The sequence below is a fragment of the Crystallibacter permensis genome, from assembly GCF_025960875.1.
GTDB classification, from domain to species: Bacteria; Actinomycetota; Actinomycetes; order Actinomycetales; family Micrococcaceae; genus Crystallibacter; species Crystallibacter permensis.
In genome coordinates this window covers 108,520-124,796 of record NZ_JAODLR010000006.1, presented here as the reverse complement: position 1 = coordinate 124,796, position 16,277 = coordinate 108,520, and the positions used below count along the sequence as shown (strand labels likewise).

Below are 16,277 nucleotides of genomic sequence, written 5' to 3'. Positions count from 1 at the left end.
TCTTCCACACGAGAGGTGCCACCGGTTAGTCATCGGGGCCATCGAGGGGAGGCAGCAGTGAGGACCGTGGTTATCGACCGGCATCGGCTGGGTATCGAAGGCCTGTCCCTTCCCGAGGGGCAGGCCTTCGACGTTTCCCAGGCATGTTCGGTCTTCGACGAGCGGGGGCTGCCGGACGGCTTCCCGTTCGTCGTGGACGACGACGGCGGCGCCACCGGCTGCCGCTACCTCAACCAGTACCTGCTCGACGCCCACGAACAGAACGCCTTCGACCTGACCAACATGCGCCGCTTCCACGTCTACCATCTGGCGCGGCTGCTGCGTTATCTCCGCCGGCAGCGGGCACAAAGACTTGCCGAACTGGCCGGCCAGCCGGTCGAGGACTGGCTGGCAGACAATGGCGAGCCGAAGATCGACCTGATCCACACGACCCGTAAGGACCTCGTGGGTTACCGGGACAGCCGCCAAGGTACCGTCGAGTTCACCACCCTCGACACCGAACTGGGCTGCCTGTCCTCCTTCTTCCGCTATGCCACGGCCATGGGCTGGATCAAGGCCAACCCGTTTCCCTTCTGGGCCGGCCGGAATACGCTCACATCGGGAAAACGGAAAGACCGGCAGGCGCGTTTCCTGACGGCTGCACAGACTGCGCACTTCCTGGCTGCGGGACTGCGCGGCGATGGATCCGACGCGGAGTCCCGCCCCGCCGCACCGGAACGGGATTACGTCTACGGGCTGCTGCTCGCCGCAACCGGCCTCCGCCGCGAGGAAGGAGCGTTCCTGCTCGACAACGAGATACCGCCGCTGTCCGGGATGCCCGCCGACGGCGTGCACGTCTTCGACCGCACCGGCAAGATGGGCATCACCCGCTCCATCTACGTGACCGCCGAGGTCGCCCGCGCCGTCGACCTCTACCGGCAGACCGAACGGGCCGCCGTCATCCGGCGCCACCAGACGGTCCTGCGCAAATTCCGCCGCGAGGGGCGGCTGCTCATCGTCGACGGACTCACCCGTCTGCGCGGACAGCCCGCCGTCGTCTTCGACGGGCACGCCCGTCCGACCCTCGCCCTGACCGACGAGGACCGTGCCCGCGTGGTCCGGATCCTGGACGACGGCAGCATTGAACCGCTCGGACTGTTCGTGGCCCGAGGGCTGCCCCCGGTATTGGAATACTGGAACCACCTCTTCTCCGATGCACGAGACCGCGTGTTCGAACTCGGCAGCCACGACCGGCCTCCTGAGCACATCAACGTCACGCCCCACACCTTCCGCCATACCTTCGCGGTGACCATGCTGGCTGCGCTGATGAAGGAGGGACGCGAACGGTCCGGCGATCCCTACCTGCTGCTGGCCAACCCCGTGCTAACCGTCAAGGCGCTGCTCGGACACGCCAGCGTAGCCACCACCTACCACTACCTCTACGCCGCCGAAACCTGGCAGGGGGAGGTGCCGCGCGCCCTGCGCTCCCTGGCCGCTGGACTTGTCGGACACACCGCCGAGGACCCCGGCGATGAGGTACAGGACACTGATGAGGAGGAGTCATGACACGGGGTTCTTACAGCACCCCTGCCAGCTCTAACCGCCGGCCCCCTGCAGCCGACCTCACCGTTAGTGACCCCCGCACCTACATCTGGCACGACTACGGGCATACAAATACATCGTCCATCACCCCCTCGGAGTTCCTACTGCCCGTGCTCGCCGCCCAGCTCGCCGACAAGTGGCTGGAGGTTGCCCGCGAGAACGGACAGTCGATGCAGACGCTGACGGCATCCGTCCGCAGGTTTCTCACGCATGTCGGCAGCCAGCCCCGTGCAGCAGACCGCGCGCAGCCCTTCGGGCTCGGGGACCTGCGCCGCCGGCACCTCGACGCGTGGGAGATGGACCTCCTCGCCGCGCACCGGGAAGCGAAAACAGACACCCACTACCGCTACGCCGTTTACCTGTTTGCCCTGCTCGACCGCATCCAGGATGACACTCCCGAGGTACTGCACCCTGAAGTTGTACGCCGCCTGGAGAGCGACACGCGGCTGCGCCACCACCGCAACGAGGGCCTGCCCGCCTTCGCCCCCGCTGAAGTCAGGCACATGCGGTCGCGGGCCCACCGGCTCGTCTACGGCCACCTCCGCCTCGGGGCAGACGGGAAGCCGGGACCCGCTCCACCGCCACCTCCACCGGTGCTGGTCGCCGCCCACATCCTGCTGAGTCTGGCCACCGGAGAACCGCCGGAGGTCATCCGCGCCCTCAAGGTGGACGACGTTACCGCGACCGCCCCGGCTGACTACGACCAAGCCGTCGATGGCATGACGCCAGCAGCCCGGCTCGCCTGGCTGGCCGAACGGAACTTGATAGATCACTACGCCGTCACCTGGACGAAGAACCGGGCGCGGGAGAGCTATCAGGACGTCTACACCCGGCACGACCACGCCGCCCACCGGGCACTCACGGCACTCATCCGGCTGACGGCACCGCTGCGGGCACGCAGTAACCTCTCCGCTCTCTGGCAGCAGGAGCAGGCGAGTGGGCGCATCACACAGCCGGTCTGGAACTCGGACCTGTTCCGGATCCGCCACTGGGTCGATGAATCGGGTCTGGTGGTGAGCGAGCCACAGGTCTGGGGACGGTTCCGCAAGACCGTGGTGGCAGGCGAGGCGCTGGCCAACCCGCGCCGTTACCTCAACAGCAAGCGGCGGCACCGGGCCGAGACGTTCTTCCGGCACTACACCAACAGCGAGGTCCTCCGCGCCGAAGCCGGACGCCTGCTGCTTGAGAGCGCCAACGAGATGTTCGAGGCCTCGCTGGCCGGGCCCACCGTGGTGACACCCGAGGCCGAGCAGTTGCTTGCCGCGGGTCAGGAAGCTCCCGGCCTCGACGCCGCCACCGCGGCAGCCCTGCTGCGCGGCGACCTCGACGGACCCCAGGCCGCGTGCCGCGACTCCAGGGACAGCCCGTTCGAGGCACTGGGCGACATCTGCACCAGGTCGATGACCGGAACCTGCTTCGGCTGCGGCAACGCCCTGATCACCCGCCACCACCTGCCGGCGGCGCTGGCCATCGCCGAGGTCGCCGACCCGGCCCGCGCCGCCGATCCGCAGGTCTGGCTCGACCACTGGAAGCCGATCTACGAGATGATCACCCAGATGATCCTGCCCGCGTTCCCGCCCGAGGACGTGGAGGCAGCCCGCCGCCGGATGGCGTCGGTGCCGCTCGACCTCGGCACACGCAACGACATGCGGGGCACCGATGACGAAGCCTGAACCCGTACCTGCCACAAGCCCCGGCATCTTCATCCCGGGCGAGCCGGTTTGGGCACTGGAGCCAGACGGACCACGTTATGGCCAAACCGTCTGGGACTTCGGTCCTCTGAAAAAGCGCAAGTCTCAAGCCGAACGCAGAATCGACTTCAGGAAAATCCCGTCTAGCTACCGCACTGACGCCGCAGACTTGCTGATGGTCCTCGCCCAACCCGACCACCCGGCCGTTGTCGAGGCCGGGGTCGTCCGCCGCGACGGCCCCGCCCCCACCTCCGCTGTCTATGACGCCTACGTCAAACTGCGCATCCTCGCGCGCTGGGGCACTGCCCGGTCCCTTCAGTCATTCGGGGCCTGGATGCAGCCGGACTGCGACGCCCTTCTGGCCGACCTTCAGGCGGGGCGACACCGCCAGAACGGTTTTGGGCTTTCCCCGGGGACAATCCGCGGTTACATCGAGCTGCTCAGGCTCGTGCGCGACTGCTACGCCGTGCTGCCCGCGGGCCTGTCCTTCCGGCCATGGGGGATGCGCTACGCCGTAGACATTTCCGGGCAGGAGAAGCGCGGCGTCGATAACGATACTGCCCCGCTTGAATGGGGCCTATGGGCACCCTTGCTCGCCGCATCATGGACCGTCTTGGACCAGTGGTCAGCCGACATCATCGCCGCGGCAAGAACCCGGCGGGACCTGCCGGCAGAGCCCGCCGGACCCGGGGGAAGCAATGCCATGCAGATCATTGCCGCCTGGGATGCCAACGGAGGCCAACTGCCGCTGCATACCGGGTTTGGACGCAGCCCAGGGCAGTGCGGAGACGTCAATACGAGATTGCTCTGCCGGCAATTGCGCATCAACGACTCGATCTTCAACCGCGCCAACCACAACTATCGACAGGCAGCAGCCGACATCCTTGTCGTAGCCGCCCGCGACCCCGCCCGAGGCATCTCCGGCGGACTCGTCACCCCTGCGATTCATGTTGCCCATGAGGACGGTACGCAAACGCCCTGGATTGAAGAAATTGGGCAAGGAGAGGCCGAGCACTTCGCCAGCGTTCTGCGGGCTGCCTGCTACATCATCATCGCCTGCCTGACGGGCATGCGCGACGGCGAGATTCAGGAGCTGAGGCGAGACTCGGTCACGATGCGGGACGGCCTGCCGGCACTGGCGGCCATTCAGCATAAGGGCAACGACGATCTGGAAGGAGAAGCGCGTACGTGGTGGGCCCCAGAGCCGGTGATCCGAGCCTGCCAGGTCCTGGCTGAGGTTAGCCCTCATCCCGACTATCTGTTCGCGCGCAACGCCACCAATGCCGGCTCCTACAGTGGGGACCGCGACATCCCTCGCCTCATCGCCTTTGTCAACGACGATCCGCAGACGCGCCCCGGACGGGGCTCGGGCCTCGGCCTCCGACCGATTAACACAATGGGCGCCGATAGCATCAACGCCGACACATTGCGCCGCTCCTTCGCCGTCTATGCCACGACCAAGCCAGGAGCCGAACTTGGTCTCGGTATACAACTGGGCCACTCCGCCTGGCGCATGACCAGCGGCTACTTCAGCGACGGACAGCAGCAGGCAGTCAGGCACCTCGACGCAACACGCAAGGGCATCCTGCGTAAGCAGGCCGCAGCCCTGATCCTGGACGGGGCTCCCGTCGTGGGGCCCGCAGCCCGGCATATCACGGCCTTCCGCGCACAAGTCGTCTCCGACCCAACCCGGGCCGACCATATCGCCGAAACCGTCGCCGGCCGCCTCCATTTCGGCCTGACAAACGACTGCATGTGGAACGCCTCGACCAGCGGCTGCGGAAGCGACGGCCCCCACCTGGGCGACCACATTTGCGTCGGTCTCGACTGCGCCAATGCGCTGTTGACTCAGGCGCACACACCCGTTCTTCACAATGGCATCAACCGTATCGATGCATACCTTGACCGCGAAAGAAAAGACGAGGCCATGGCGCAACGAATGCGGCGCGACCGCGCCAACCTCATCCGCACCCTGCGTGATCTCGGCTACGACCCGTCCACCCTGAAGGAGGAATGATGCCCGCGAAGCGCAAGCGCGTCTCCGATGACGTGATGACCCGTGTATCCGGTGCAATCGAGGTGCTCTCCACCGATAGAAACGCGCCGCGGACGAAACGGCAGATCGAAATCCTCAGCGGACTCGGCCATGACGCCGTGGCCCGGGCATTCCGGCAGGACGCTCACGAGCCGGACAACCCATACCGGCTCAACGAGAAATTCAACCAACTCATCGCCCCGCTCGGAACCGGTCGGCGAAGCCCCGCTGCGGAGGAAAAGCATCAAGACAAACAGCGGATCGCCGAACTCAAGCAGCAGGTCGGCGAACTCAACCGACAGCTCGACCGCTACGCCATGACGCTCTTCGCGCACTACCTGGCGGACAACCCGAGCACCGAATCGGACGGCGCGGTTCCCATGCGCCGCCAGAAACGGCACCGCTATTGACTCCCACCGTTGTTTCGTAGTTGCCCCCTGACGGGTCTTCGTGGCCCTCCCTGCCGGCGCGAGAGGAAAGCCCTGCAACGAAGTAGAGTCAACAGACTCCGAGGGCCCGTGGCGTGATCTGTACTCTCGACCTGAGACTGGTAACCGGCGCTTGTTCTGCCGGTAGAGGCATTGAATTTCAGAGGGCACCGGCACTAGTGTCGAGGGCGGGTTAATCTTGACCGTCCTTACTCATGTCTTCGTCGACCTCGCCGGATCCGCTAGTGCCCGCGACCTTCAGCAGTTCCTAGAGTGTGCGCCGGAGAACGCTCATCTCAATAAAGATGCGCGTTGGACCGAAGCCGGGAAAAGTGCCACGCGGCACCTGGGGAATATCTCTTGGATAGGAACGACGGCACTAAGCGGTACTCGGCTATGCAAAGGAACTGAATGATGCTGGAGGGGAGCGGGGAGCACCTGGGAGCTGTTCTCCGCGAGGCACGGGTGGTGGGCATCGACAGGGTTTGGGTCGTTCCCGGCTCGTCTACTGGGCTTGCCGAGGAGCCCGTCGAAGTGCATCTGCTCGTGCAGTCACGCTCGGCAAGGACGGTCGGGGAAAGAGCGCGCCAGCTGTTGCGGTCCGCGCTGGAGCGGATCCTGCCGGGTGCCAGTATCCGCGTGGACACCGTCGAGGACCTGGACGGGATGGGTGATGCGGCGCATCGTCAAGCCCTGCTGACCATGGTTGAACTGACGGACCGGCTGACTGACCGCGAGGAGGGCCGCTGGCGGGTGTGCACCGCCTCTGGGACGCTCTACGTCTTCGACCTTACGCATGGCAATCGGACTATGACCCGTTTGCCAGGCCATGAAGTCCCGTACGGAGATTTCAGTCGGATTCCCGCCGATGGCCTGAGGAGAGACGGGGAAGCTTTGAGGCTGCTATCGATATATCGACTCCAGCTCGGCCGGCCTGGTGCACTACTCGTCGACGTGCGGGAAGACGGTATTCCAACTTTCCGGGCTACTACGCCCGTAACCGCAATTACGAGAATCGAGGAGACGTGAAGCTCCGATGGAACTGACCGCGCGGGTGCATAAGTCCGGCGTCTGGTGGATTGCTGACGTGCCGGAGGTTCCTGGCCTGTCGGTTCGGACCCGAAGGCTGAATGGAATTGTTGACGCTTTGGCCGCTGAGTACGAGATCCTCTGCGGCGCGATGCCGGAGGATTTTCTCGTCGCGCTGAAGGTCCATGGTGAGAGCTGGCGTATGTACCGGCCACACTGGCCTGTCAAAAGCAAGTGGAAAGGCGCGTGGCGGTCGCCGGTCCCTGCAGCAGACGAGTGTGAGAAGGACATCCGTCTCTGGCTTGAAACAGGAAGGAAGTAGGCATGACGGAGGATCTATTCGCTGGTCTACCGGAACGGCCAAGAGACCGCATCGACCTGCTCCTCGGGCTGATCGCCGCTGATTGGAAACGCACCGGATCGGATCAGCGCTTCTTTCAATACGTCACTAATCTGCAGCGCCGTCTGAATGTCGGCGATGGCTACATGGTTGAGGACTATGACCTCATCGCGGCCCTGTCAGACGCCGAGCTTCCAAAGCCAAGTCGTAGTGACTTCGACCCGGCTGCCGGGACCAGTTCTGCCGACCCGGACCGACGTGAAGAGACAACTCGGCGTCAACGCCGACGGACTCCTGTCCAGCAAGCGGCTGCGGAGAAGAGGGTCAAGATCGAGGCAGCACGATTGCGCTGCGAACTCGATAAGCGACTGGGCCGCGAGACCCCGCAATGGGTCATCGAACTTGCGAAGGAGCGTCCGGGCAGGCCTTGATCGACCTCCTCAGGAATCGCGTGTCGAACAAGAGAGGATCCTGAGTGTTTATGACCGCAAAGCCAGTCGCAGCGGCTGGAGACCGGCATCGTGCCATTGCCTGGATGGGATGGCTCGTGAAAAGTGAAATATCCAACGCTAAGGTTTTGCCGAGCGCCGAGGTGGCCTGTATCTGCCGGGTTTGGGCGCTGTTAGCCAGCCATGGCGATTAATTAGCAACACGAGGAGTTTGACGTCTTGTCCCCGCCGTGAGGATTGCCACGATCGCCGTACTGACAAATACCATCAAACGGAGCGCCGGCTCCACGGTGCTGAACCTCCACAACCCGATCCGGGTCGACGAGGACTTCGACTCGCTGGACCTAGCCTAGCCAGCGCGGGACCCCGCCGAGATGGGGGCGGGACCACTGCGCGTTAAAGTAGCGATAAGCCATTGTTGGATTGCGTACGATGACGATCGTTACCGGGCGTGCCGAGGCCTCGCGTCGGATACTCGACAAATTGACAAGCCAGCCCGTTAACATGGCCGCAGAGGGGAATTCATCTGCCACGTAACAATTAGCGAAGCCCCTGCAAGATCAGCCTTATACCCGGCCCAGCGCGTCGATGTCCTCAAGGAACTGCTCGTGGACCTCGTCGCTGACCGTGGTCCGGGTGTCCCCGATCGCGTCGAGGTAATCTTGGGTGGCCGGGCCCTTCCGGACCGCGGCGCGGACGGCGAGGTCGCCGCCGGAAGCCAGCCCGCCGTCGTCGTACACCGCCTTTTCCAGCGCCCGCTGGGAGGCGCTCCGGGCCGCGTACTCGATGTCCGCCGGGGAGAAGCCCTTGGTTCGGTCCACCAGCAGCTCCACGTCCACCTCGTCCACGACCGCGGCGGGGATGAAGCGCTGCCACATGGCCTCGCGGGCCTGGCGGTCGGGCAGTCCGATGGGGATGACGTAGTCGAACCGGCCGTGGCGCAGGAACGCGGTGTCCAGGGCGCGGATGAAGTTGGTGGCGCAGACGAGCAGCCGGCCGGGCTGTTCGCGGAAGGCCGGGATGATCTTGAGCAGTTCGTTGGTGACGCCCTGCAGCGGCGACGGCGGTTCGCCCGACCGCTGGGAGGCGATTTCCTCCACCTCGTCGATGAACACGACGGCGTGCTCCAGCTCGGCGATCTCCAGGAAGGTCTCGCGCAGCGCGCCGGCCAGCCCCTTCGGGTCCGAGGCCAGCCGGGACGGGAAAACCTCCACGAACGGCCACTCCAGCCGGGAGGCGATCGCCTTCGCGAAGGTCGTCTTTCCGGTGCCGGGAGGGCCGAAGAGGACGACGGCGCGTGGGGGCACCACGCCGTATTCGTCGGCGAGGTCGGCCTCGGCCAGCGGCAGGACCAGGCGCCGTTCCAGCAGTTCCTTCTCCTTGCGCATGCCGGCGACGTTTTCCCAGAGGTCCCGGGCCAGGATGCGGCCGCCGAGCTGGCCCAGCGCGCCGAGCTCCTGGCGCTGGACGGGGATCCTGCGCTCGAAGTAGCGCAGGTTCTTTTTGAGCACGAAGCCGCGGCCCAGGAAGGCTTCCACCCGGGTTTCGGCCTCGGGCATCAGCGCGGAGAGCTTGTCGAGCCCGTGCGGGGCCATCCGGTTTTCGACCGCGGCCAGCAGCGAGGTGCCGATCCCGCGGCCCCGGAACTCCGGAAGCGTAGCCAGAAAGACGATCCAGCCCTGGTCATGCGCGGCGCGTCCGATGGCGGCTCCCACCACCGTCTCGCCCTGCACCGCGACGACGGCGTGGTCCTTCTCGCAGGAGGCGAGCACCTCGGAAAGGGCGTAGACCGGCTCGATGTTGGTGGCCTTGAGGGATTCCCAGAGGTGCAGGATCCCGTCAAGGTCGGCCGAATGAAAATCCCTGATCCGCCAGGTGGTCATGAAATGTCTCTTTTCTCGCTCGCTGGCGTCGTGCCGTCGGACACCGAGATCTACCAGGGGGTACTTTCTGAAGCAGGACGCCGCCACCGTAAGTGTTGGCGGAATAGTAGTAAAGCGTCAGGCCCGATGTGCCTAAAGTCGAGCGGGTGGAATTCACAAAGAGCCTGACAAAGCGCTCTTGACTCGCTCGTGGGGCCTGACGATGGATCGGAGGTTATCTGCTTGAGTTCCCTCTGTCCCCGATTACCGTCGTCATCCTTCGCGTTTTGCGCTTGACCCGAAAGCGGGAAGGGCCGGTTTATGACGGGATTACGGCTCAAGCCGTCGTCGGCCGCCCGTCCCGCGGAGGGCGTAGCAACCCGGCGACAGAAATCTCGAGAGGCTCGACTACCGAGGATCAGGTTTCCATAAGCACGGGCTCAGCGACCGGATCCCTTCCAGCCCTGGTACAGGAACCGGTCGTAGGCGGGAACTGTCAGGAAGGCCGGGAGCCTAGGGTCAAGGGTGACCTCCTCGAAGATGTCGCGGGCGTCGGCGACGGGCATCGTTCACTCTTGGTGTGAGCGGGGCGATGGCCGTTGTCCTTAGCCTAGGGACGGGAGGGTTGCACCGAGGTTGCAGCCTTGCGGGTCATCTCACGGACGTTGGTGTGTTCCGAGTTCGGATTCCAGACGCTCCAGATCAGCAACCACCGCAGCCCTCTTGGGTGAGCGGGGCGGCAGTCGTTTCAGCGCCGCCATCCGAACAGCCACGTCATCGCTCGCTTCAGGAAGTTCCGCGTACTGAAGCAGGGCTTCCGCGCTGCCGTCCGTTAATAGGGCCTCCCGAAGGAGTGTGGAGACGCGCCTCCGGAGCTTTACCACACCTGGAGCCTCGGAGTGCGGCAACACCGGACCGCGATAAATTTCCAGGGCGAGCCGGTGTGCCCCGCGCTGGAGGCAGCTGAGAACCTGGCCAGCGTCCGACCGGACGTCCACGGTGAGCCTGTAGGGGCGGGATTCCGGCACGGCGGCAGGATTGAACTGCTGAAGGACTTTCCTCAACCGGACCATCTCCGCCCGAAGCGTCATGGCCGGAACTTCCCCGAAGAGTAGGCTGCACAGTTCCTCAGCGCTGAGGCCATCCGGATGGATGCTCAGCAGGGCAAGCAACTCACTGTGCCTTGGAGACAGCGATACCGTCCTGCCTTCAATGCTAAGCAGAGCGTGGTCCCGGCCGAGCAACCGCAGGCTGTTGCGATACAGACTCTGGACCGGGCTGCTGGTCCGGTGGATGGTTTTGTGTCCGGCAGCCGCAGCCGGCATGCGCCGATCCGCGGGCCGGTCCCGCTGCGTGGCGGCCAACTGAAGCCGCTCCACCCGCAGTTGCGCCTGCGCGGCCGCCACGGTGGCCTCAACGAGGGTCAGGGTATGCGGGGCGACCGCCATCTCCGTGCCGGTAATGTCCAGGACTCCGATCACGGCCCCTGTGTCCGGATCATGGAAGGGCACCGCCGTGCAGCTCCACGGGTGAACAGCCCGGTTGAAATGCTCGGCACCGGCGACCTGGACGCTGCGGCCCAGCGCCAGGGCGGTCCCGGGTGCGCTCGTGCCGACGCTGGCCTCGGACCAGTCCGCACCCTCAACGAACAGCATGCGCTCGGCACGCCGGCGCAGGGCAGTATCGCCATCGACCCACAGGAGCCGGCCCAGTTCATCCCCGACAGCGACGAGCAGCCCTTGTTCGGAACCGGGCTGAATCAGCAGTTTATGGATCACCGGCATGATGGACGCTAAGGGGTGGCCCCGGCGGTACTCCTTAAGTGCCTCGCCGTCGAGCGTCAGCGCAGACGGGGGCATATCGGGGTCGGCCTGCAGACGCAACGAACGCTGCCAGGACTCCTCAATGATGCTGCGAAGGGCCCGTTGCCCGGAACTGACACCAAGCTGCTTCGACGCCGGGAAAGGCAGGGTAACGGGAACAATTGTCGTCGCCGCGACGCTGGGAGACAGGCTGGGCAACAGCGGCCGGGAATTAGGCACGGTGGCTCCATAGTCGACAGGAGGAAAGGGGCAGGTGTGGCCCCAATCACAAGCATACCGGCCTCTTGCAGGTTGCATCGTTCAGGTTAGCGGAATATTTGCGTACCCCCGCCATCCCGACGGTTTCCATCGTCGGTTAGAGGTGACTGACTAAATCCAGCAGCCGTCTGAGCCACAATGGTTTGGTCCGGTAGGCGCTGGCTCCGGACGCCAGCGCAAACAGTTCTTCCGCGGTCCATTAGCTCCCCGGCCGCGAATGCCCCTTCAATCTACGGCCTCATCACACGCCACCGGAGGACTCCTGAATCTGGCGCACACCAGCTGATGGCCGCCGTGATGGTGCATGGAAGGATGCCGTACCAGGGTTTTCAATCAGCCACTTCCTGATGACGGGAATCGGGATCGAGCCGTTCCCCTTGATTCAGGATGTTCTGGTCCGGTGCTTTCTCTGTGCAGATGCATCGGGACCAGAAGCGTCCCATCGGGGGCTGGTCAGCAACTGGCGGATCCCCGTTGCAGCCTGGTCGCAACCTTTGAAGTTCTAGCATGGGGCCAGAAGAAGACGTCTGTTATCCAGAGGAGTTACTATGACTGTTTATGCCCAGCCCGGTACTGAGGGTTCGAAGGTCACGTTCAAGGACCGCTACGAGAACTGGATCGGCGGCGAGTGGGTCGCCCCGGTCAAGGGCCGGTACTTCCAGAACATCACCCCCGTGACTGGCAAGGCCTTCTGTGAGGTGGCCCGCAGCACCGCTGAGGACATCGAGCTGGCGCTGGATGCCGCCCACAAGGTCGCGCCGTCGTGGGGCAGGACCTCCGTCGCCGAACGGGCCGCGGTCCTGAACAGGATCGCCGACAGGATCGACGCGAACCTCGAACTGCTGGCCGTGGCCGAGTCCTGGGACAACGGCAAGCCCATCCGCGAGACGCTCAACGCGGACATCCCGCTCGCCGCGGACCACTTCCGGTACTTCGCCTCCGCGGTCCGGGCTCAGGAGGGCCGGCTGTCCCAGCTCGACGAGGACACCACCGCCTACCACTACCACGAGCCGCTCGGCGTCGTGGGCCAGATCATCCCCTGGAACTTCCCGATCCTGATGGCCGTCTGGAAGCTCGCCCCCGCCCTGGCGGCGGGCAACGCCGTCGTCCTTAAGCCGGCTGAGCAGACGCCGGCGTCGATCTTGGTTCTGATGGAACTCATCGGCGACCTGCTGCCCGCCGGCGTCCTCAACGTGGTCAACGGCTTCGGCGTCGAGGCCGGCAAGCCGCTGGCGTCCAGCCCGCGGATCCGCAAGATCGCCTTCACCGGCGAAACCAGCACCGGCCGGCTGATCAGCCAGTACGCCAGCCAGAACTTGATTCCGGTCACGCTGGAACTCGGCGGCAAGAGCCCGAACATCTTCTTCTCCGACGTCGCGGAGTCCAACGACGCGTTCTACGACAAGGCGCTGGAGGGCTTCGCCCTCTTCGCCTTCAACCAGGGCGAAGTCTGCACCTGCCCGTCCCGGGCCCTGGTCCAGGAGAACATCTACGACTCCTTCATGGCCGACGCCGTGGCCCGGGTGGAGAAGATGATCCAGGGCAACCCGCTGGACACTGACACCCAGATCGGCGCCCAGGCCTCTAACGACCAGCTCGAAAAGATCCTCTCTTACATCGACATCGGAGTGCAGGAAGGCGCCAAGCTGCTCACCGGCGGCGCCCGGGCCCAGCTGGAAGGCGATCTCGCCGGCGGCTACTACGTCCAGCCCACCGTCTTCGAGGGCCACAACAGGATGCGGATCTTCCAGGAGGAGATCTTCGGCCCGGTGGTCTCCGTGGCAAAGTTCAGCGACTACAACGACGCCATGGGCATCGCCAACGATACGCTCTACGGTCTCGGCGCGGGCGTTTGGTCCCGCAACGGCAACGTGGCCTACCGCGCGGGACGGGAGATCCAGGCCGGCCGGGTCTGGGTCAACAACTACCACGCCTACCCGGCCGGGGCGGCGTTCGGGGGCTACAAGTCCTCCGGCATCGGACGTGAAAACCACTCCATGATGCTGGACCACTACCAGCAGACCAAGAACCTCCTTGTCAGCCACTCCGAAAACAAACTCGGCTTCTTCTAAGCCCGGTCGGGACCACCGCAAGCGTTCAACAAACAGGCACCACGAAGGGCTTTTGAATGACGAGAATGTTGATTATCGGACCTCCAGGTTCGGGCAAGGGAACGCAGGCGGAACGGATCTCGGAGCGCCTCGGCGTGGCCGCGATCTCCACCGGCGACATCTTCCGTGCCAACGTCAAAGGCCAGACCCCGCTAGGAATCGAAGCCAAGAAGTACCTGGACGCCGGGGACTTCGTTCCGGACAGCGTGACCAACAAAATGGTCCGGGACCGCCTCAGCGAAGCCGACGTTCAGGACGGTTTCCTCCTCGACGGATACCCGCGCACTACCGCCCAGGTCGATTACCTGGACTACATCATCGCCGGCAAGTATAACGAGCTCGACGTCGTCCTGCAGCTCACGGCCGACAACGAGGAACTCGTGGCCCGCCTTCTGGGTCGTGCCCAGGAGACCGGGCGCAGCGATGACAACGAAGCTGTCATCCGCCACCGCCTGGATCTCTACCACGAGCAGACCGAAGCCGTGGTGGCCAGCTACGCAGCCCGCGGAATCCTGGCCAGTGTTGACGGGATCGGCGGGATCGGCGAGGTCACGGACAGAGTGATGAGCATCCTCGAAGATCTCCTCAAGGTCTCTGCCGGAAACGGACGATAGTACTTCCGCCGCTTGCACCGGTGATCCTGCAACGGTGATCGAGCCTGTCGGAAACCACCAGCGGAATCCGGCAGGCTCGACTACCCCCGTGGCGCGTGCTTCCGTCGCCCCAGCGTGCACCGGCCACAGACTTCCTGAACAGCCCCGGTTCTTCAAAACAAGGATCCTAAGGGTAATCGAATCGAGAAGAATCAGTGTCCACGGCCGTCCTTCCAGGCTGGGGCGCCCCGGTCTTCGCCGGCGGCTTCTGCGTCCACCAGATCATTGTTGAAGGCCACAACAGGATGCGCATCTTCCAGGAGGAAATCTTCGGCCTCGTGGTCGTGGTCCCGGTAGCAGGGTTCAGCGATCAGCATGACGCCGTCAGCTAGGGCGTGTCTCCCAATTTGGCGTAGCTTGATCACACCATGCCCGCTGGCAACAGTTAGATAGTTGAAGTCGACCGGTGGTTGAGGATTCCGGGGCTCTGAGCTCCAGACATAAGCAAGACAGTGAATTGCGATACGAAAGGCAACGTCATGGGACACTGCGGAGAACGGAAGAACTTGACCGGCCGGCAGGTTCAGGTTCACAAAAATGGGCGAACTATCCGGACCGGGTATGTGAAGGAGGTAGCCGTTTCTGCAGGCGTTCTCAGGATTGAAGCCTGCGGCACCGAACCTCGAGCCTTATATGAAGAGGCGCAAGGGTATACGGCCCTACCAGGCTCCGCACGAGCTCGATGAACATGCCAGCTGTCAAACCCATCGAAATCAAGGTCCGTAACAGAGCGTCCATGGACCAGTGCATCACCACTGCGGTCAACCGGATGATTGAGTGCGCGCTCCGGCAACGGGCGCATGGCATCCTTGTGACACGGCTCGGAGACGGACACTTCGTCGTCAGCCTCAGCGATTCGGTCCCCTTTGGCTATACGGAACAGTTCGATTTCCGACGCCACTCCGCCTGACGGTCCGGGGACAATATCTTCGTGCTCCCAGCCATTCTGGCCTGGACGTTGCTATTAGTTCCTATTAGGAGGCCTGTCTAGGCCCAATGGCTCCTGTAGGCACTCGGCGCCCCGGCCTGGTCCGACAACGGCACCGGCAACGCCGCGTACCGTACCGGGCGGCGCAGGAAATCCAGGCCGGTCACGGCCGGCGTTACCGTTGCCGTCCAATTCCGGCCTGATCCATGGGTGCCGCGGCAGCCGCGCGTCACCAAACAGCCGACTTTTTCGGACTTCGTCCTGCATGCCTGCACCCCCTCAAACCACCGCTTTCCGCCCCTCCGGGCCTGCCCGTCCTCTAAAAGCCTGTGCCCGCCGAGAGGCCAGGCACATCCCATCGAGAAGGAGGCCACGATGATCAAGCGCCCACGACCCGAACACCGTCGAAAACGACCTGAACACTGCCGTGGAAACCGCCCGCGAACACGCCATGACGGAACGCCGCCACGGCACACGGCACCCTGGTCACCCAACACGGCTACACCAGCTATACCGTCGCCGTCAGCGGCGATGTCCCCTACGGGCAAACACACGAACGGCGCGCGTAGCGGCAGACTTACATCGGGCGACGGGCCAAAGCGAGGGATTGTCCGAACACGCTCGCACCTGACCGCCGGACGCTTGACGACACCCACAGAAGGTCGAGGTCGGCGCGCAGCTTCCACGAACGGCTGCCGGGGGCGCCCACCCGCTCGAAAAGCGAACAGAACCTGCCGGTGTTCCTGCAAGCTGGCCTCATGCTGAAGCGGCGAAGGCAGTCTGGGACATCTCCTGATCTTTCATTCCGGGCGCTGCCGTAGCGGCAGGATTCAGCAGTGTCGAGTGTTCGGTCCGCACGGTATATCCGCTCGCCTTGTCGACGAACTCGCGGGAACAAGGACCCTGGCCGGTGATCCACAGGCCGGAAGAGTCGGGCATGACGTCCTCGACAGTGCCCCGCCGGTGAAAGTCATCGTGGAGATAGACGTCCACGACCGCTCCGGCCAGACAAACACACTCTCCCGTGCAGACCATTCCTGGACCTGAAGCGTGTCTTTTGATCACTACTACCTCCTGTGTAGGTCGTCC

The 16,277-nt window shown here is 64.4% G+C and carries 16 protein-coding genes; 12 read left to right on the top strand and 4 right to left on the bottom strand.

Going from position 1 to position 16,277, the window contains the following annotated elements:
* Positions 1-57 precede the first annotated feature (57 nt).
* The 8 genes from B0G38_RS09365 to B0G38_RS09330 all read left to right on the top strand — a co-directional run bounded on the left by B0G38_RS09365 (position 58) and on the right by B0G38_RS09330 (position 7,906).
* Positions 58-1,545 (top strand): tyrosine-type recombinase/integrase, encoded by a 1,488-nt coding sequence (locus B0G38_RS09365; RefSeq protein ID WP_264669190.1) that lies wholly within the window; start codon positions 58-60, stop codon positions 1,543-1,545.
* A complete protein-coding gene (locus tag B0G38_RS09360) occupies positions 1,542-3,254 on the top strand; it encodes a hypothetical protein (RefSeq protein ID WP_264669189.1) in 1,713 nt (570 codons plus the stop codon). Before B0G38_RS09365 ends, B0G38_RS09360 begins: the two co-directional genes overlap by 4 nt.
* Entirely contained in the window at positions 3,241-5,289 is a 2,049-nt protein-coding gene (locus B0G38_RS09355; protein WP_264669188.1) for a hypothetical protein, read from the top strand. The genes B0G38_RS09360 and B0G38_RS09355 overlap by 14 nt, the downstream gene beginning before the upstream one ends.
* Positions 5,286-5,717, top strand: a complete 432-nt coding sequence (locus tag B0G38_RS09350; protein ID WP_264669187.1) for a hypothetical protein — start codon at positions 5,286-5,288, stop codon at positions 5,715-5,717. The genes B0G38_RS09355 and B0G38_RS09350 overlap by 4 nt, the downstream gene beginning before the upstream one ends.
* Before the next feature lie 429 nt (positions 5,718-6,146).
* Positions 6,147-6,764 (top strand): hypothetical protein, encoded by a 618-nt coding sequence (locus B0G38_RS09345; protein ID WP_264669186.1) that lies wholly within the window; start codon positions 6,147-6,149, stop codon positions 6,762-6,764.
* A gap of 7 nt (positions 6,765-6,771) precedes the next feature.
* Complete coding sequence (locus tag B0G38_RS09340) at positions 6,772-7,086, top strand: hypothetical protein (RefSeq protein ID WP_264669185.1); 315 nt, start codon at positions 6,772-6,774, stop codon at positions 7,084-7,086.
* 2 nt (positions 7,087-7,088) lie between these two features.
* Complete coding sequence (locus tag B0G38_RS09335; protein WP_264669184.1) at positions 7,089-7,535, top strand: hypothetical protein; 447 nt, start codon at positions 7,089-7,091, stop codon at positions 7,533-7,535.
* Positions 7,536-7,783: 248 nt separating this feature from the next.
* Complete coding sequence (locus B0G38_RS09330; RefSeq protein WP_264669183.1) at positions 7,784-7,906, top strand: hypothetical protein; 123 nt, start codon at positions 7,784-7,786, stop codon at positions 7,904-7,906.
* A gap of 213 nt (positions 7,907-8,119) precedes the next feature.
* Here the strand turns inward: B0G38_RS09330 and B0G38_RS09325 are convergent, their stop codons facing one another.
* The 3 genes from B0G38_RS09325 to B0G38_RS09315 form a co-directional block, all read right to left on the bottom strand.
* Positions 8,120-9,436, bottom strand: a complete 1,317-nt coding sequence (locus B0G38_RS09325) for an ATP-binding protein (protein ID WP_264669182.1) — start codon at positions 9,434-9,436, stop codon at positions 8,120-8,122.
* 419 nt (positions 9,437-9,855) lie between these two features.
* A complete protein-coding gene (locus B0G38_RS09320; protein ID WP_264669181.1) occupies positions 9,856-9,981 on the bottom strand; it encodes a hypothetical protein in 126 nt (41 codons plus the stop codon).
* 90 nt (positions 9,982-10,071) lie between these two features.
* Positions 10,072-11,385 carry a GAF domain-containing protein gene (locus B0G38_RS09315; RefSeq protein ID WP_264669305.1) on the bottom strand — a complete coding sequence of 438 codons (1,314 nt, stop codon included), beginning with the start codon at positions 11,383-11,385 and terminating at the stop codon, positions 10,072-10,074.
* Positions 11,386-12,044: 659 nt separating this feature from the next.
* Here B0G38_RS09315 and exaC point away from each other — a divergent pair.
* From exaC to B0G38_RS09295, 4 genes are all read left to right on the top strand, one after another.
* Positions 12,045-13,568, top strand: a complete 1,524-nt coding sequence (exaC, locus tag B0G38_RS09310; protein ID WP_264669180.1) for an acetaldehyde dehydrogenase ExaC — start codon at positions 12,045-12,047, stop codon at positions 13,566-13,568.
* A gap of 65 nt (positions 13,569-13,633) precedes the next feature.
* The gene (locus B0G38_RS09305) at positions 13,634-14,221 is read left to right on the top strand and encodes an adenylate kinase (RefSeq protein WP_264669304.1); all 588 of its coding nucleotides are present in this window, start codon (positions 13,634-13,636) and stop codon (positions 14,219-14,221) included.
* 194 nt (positions 14,222-14,415) lie between these two features.
* Positions 14,416-14,592: a hypothetical protein gene (locus B0G38_RS09300; RefSeq protein ID WP_264669179.1), complete on the top strand. Its 177-nt coding sequence runs from the start codon at positions 14,416-14,418 to the stop codon at positions 14,590-14,592.
* Between the two features lie 350 nt (positions 14,593-14,942).
* Positions 14,943-15,170 (top strand): hypothetical protein, encoded by a 228-nt coding sequence (locus tag B0G38_RS09295; RefSeq protein ID WP_264669178.1) that lies wholly within the window; start codon positions 14,943-14,945, stop codon positions 15,168-15,170.
* 774 nt (positions 15,171-15,944) lie between these two features.
* Here the strand turns inward: B0G38_RS09295 and B0G38_RS09290 are convergent.
* Positions 15,945-16,181 carry a hypothetical protein gene (locus tag B0G38_RS09290; protein ID WP_264669177.1) on the bottom strand — a complete coding sequence of 79 codons (237 nt, stop codon included), beginning with the start codon at positions 16,179-16,181 and terminating at the stop codon, positions 15,945-15,947.
* Positions 16,182-16,277: the final 96 nt, after the last annotated feature.